The 1,997-nt window shown below is 69.0% G+C and carries 2 protein-coding genes and 1 pseudogene; all 3 read right to left on the reverse strand.

What is annotated here, in order from left to right; genetic code table 11:
* Positions 1 to 188: pseudogene (locus tag DC432_RS16040) on the reverse strand (hypothetical protein); the annotation flags it as partial.
* 123 nt (positions 189 to 311) lie between these two features.
* The gene (locus DC432_RS16045; RefSeq protein WP_425411851.1) at positions 312 to 1,631 is read right to left on the reverse strand and encodes an ISL3 family transposase; all 1,320 of its coding nucleotides are present in this window, start codon (positions 1,629 to 1,631) and stop codon (positions 312 to 314) included.
* Between the two features lie 101 nt (positions 1,632 to 1,732).
* Positions 1,733 to 1,997, reverse strand: a 265-nt coding sequence (locus tag DC432_RS16050; protein WP_133177984.1) for an integrase core domain-containing protein, incomplete at its 5' end; no start/stop codon positions are given.

The following is a 1,997-nucleotide window of genomic DNA, read 5'->3' on the forward strand; positions in this document are numbered from 1 at the left end:
TCCTGACCGTCCAGAAGAATCGTGGGCGAGCCCGCGAAACCAGAGCTCACCGCCTCAGCCTCGGTGCGGATCAACACGAACTCCACCGGAACATCGCCCCGTCCGATCGAGTCGAGCACCAGCCGTACTCGATCGCCCGCCTCCTGCCAATTCGGGCAATCCTCGATATGCAGCACCTGGATCTTCACACGCCCATTCTCCCGCGCAACTCGCGGCGGCTGGCCACCCCGCACCTTCTTGATCAACACGCCCTAGCGCTGGGCCCCTCTCCCCCGGTGCCGGCAACTGGCTCTTCGGACATTCGGTGGGGGTCATGGGGTGAGTCCGCCGGCGGCGAGGAGCATGCGGAGCCGGTAGTTGTCGCGGTTGCGGAAGCCGCGGGCGAGGCGGCGGTGCAGCTCGATGATCCCGTTCACGGCCTCAGTGCCGCCGTTCGATGATCGTCCGGTCGTGAAGTAGGCCAGGAACGCGGCTCGCCAGCGGCGGAGGGTGCGGCCGAGGCGGGCGATCTCGGGGATCGGGCAGGTGTGGAATGTGTCGACGACCTTCTCCGCGATCTGGCGGCCCTCGGCGAGGTCCTTCTGGTGGTAGGCGGAACGCAGTTGCTGGGCGCACTGCCATGCGACGAACACCTCGTCGTGCGCGGGGTCGGCCTCGATCGCTGCCGCGAGCCTGGTCCGCTGCTTCTCGGTGAGGTTCTCGGCGCCGGCGCGGAGGATGGTCTGGATCCCGTAGAGCGGGTCGCCGGTCCGACCGCGATGCCCGAGGGTGTCCTGCTGGACGCGGCGGCGGACCTCGTCGACGGCGGCGGTGCCGAGCTTGACGACGTGGAATGCGTCCAGCACGGCCGTGGCGTCTTCGAGCTGGTCGTCGATCGCGGTCTTGTAGCCGGCGAACGGGTCAAGAGCCGCGACTTTCACGTTCTGCCGGAACGCTTCGCCGCGTTCGGCGAGCCAGGACGCGTAGGCCTTCCCGGAGCGGCCCGGCACCAGGTCGAGCAGCCTGGCCCGCGTCTTCCCGTCCGCGTCGCGGCTCAGATCGACCATCCCGGTAAGCTCCTTCGGACCGCGCTTGCGGGGGTCGACGTGATGCCAGATGTGCTCATCGACACCGAGCGTGGTGACGTTCTCGAATCGGGACTCGTCGGCCGCGAGCCGCTCCAACTCAGGCTCGACAGCGCGCCACACCGTCTTCCACGACGTGCCGAGCTGACGGGCGATACCGTGCACGGTGGCGTGCTCGCGGCGCAGCTGCCCGATCGCCCAGCCGACGGCGCGCGTGGTGATCGACCCGCGCCGGGCGACCAGACCCGGGAGCTGCTCCACGAACGTCCGCCGCGCGCATCCCACCTCGTCGCACCGCCAGACCCGCTGCCGCCATACGATCCGCACCCGCGTCGTCGCGGGCACATCATGAAGCACCCGTCGACGGCGTCCGCGGCCGGTCGCGACGACCCCACACGAGGGGCAGCCGGTCGGCGCCGCTGGCGTCGAGACCGTCACCACCAGCAGCCCGTCGCGACGGTCGACGCGCTCGACATGGACATCGGGAAGACCCAGCAGAACGTCGCAGCGGGAACACGGATCAGCGGCAGAGCGCGCGGAAGCGCACCCCGAAGTAGGGTGAAGCACGTCGAGGTCCTCGTGAAGATCAGACAGTTAGCGCTACTGATCCTCGGGGACCTCGACCCCTAGGGCCTTGACCCTCGATCGTGGACACGGTGTCGGTTCGGTTATGCCGCTTCCGCGAGGGTAGCGGACGCGGTCGCCGCGTAGGCGGCTTCGTAGGTGTTCGGGGTGATGTTGCCGATCGCGGAGTGGCGCCTGCGGGTGTTGTAGCGGTGGGCCCACCGGAACACGGCCCGGTAGGCGGTCGCCTGGTCCGGGAACGCTGCCCGGCCCTCGAGAAGCTCGCGTTTGAGCGCGGCATTGAAGCTTTCGGCCAGTGAGTTGTCGGCACTCGTCCCGATCGCGCCCATGGACTGGGTCACCCTGAAC

The sequence above is a fragment of the Microbacterium testaceum genome, from assembly GCF_003075375.1.
Taxonomy (GTDB): domain Bacteria; phylum Actinomycetota; class Actinomycetes; order Actinomycetales; family Microbacteriaceae; genus Microbacterium; species Microbacterium testaceum_E.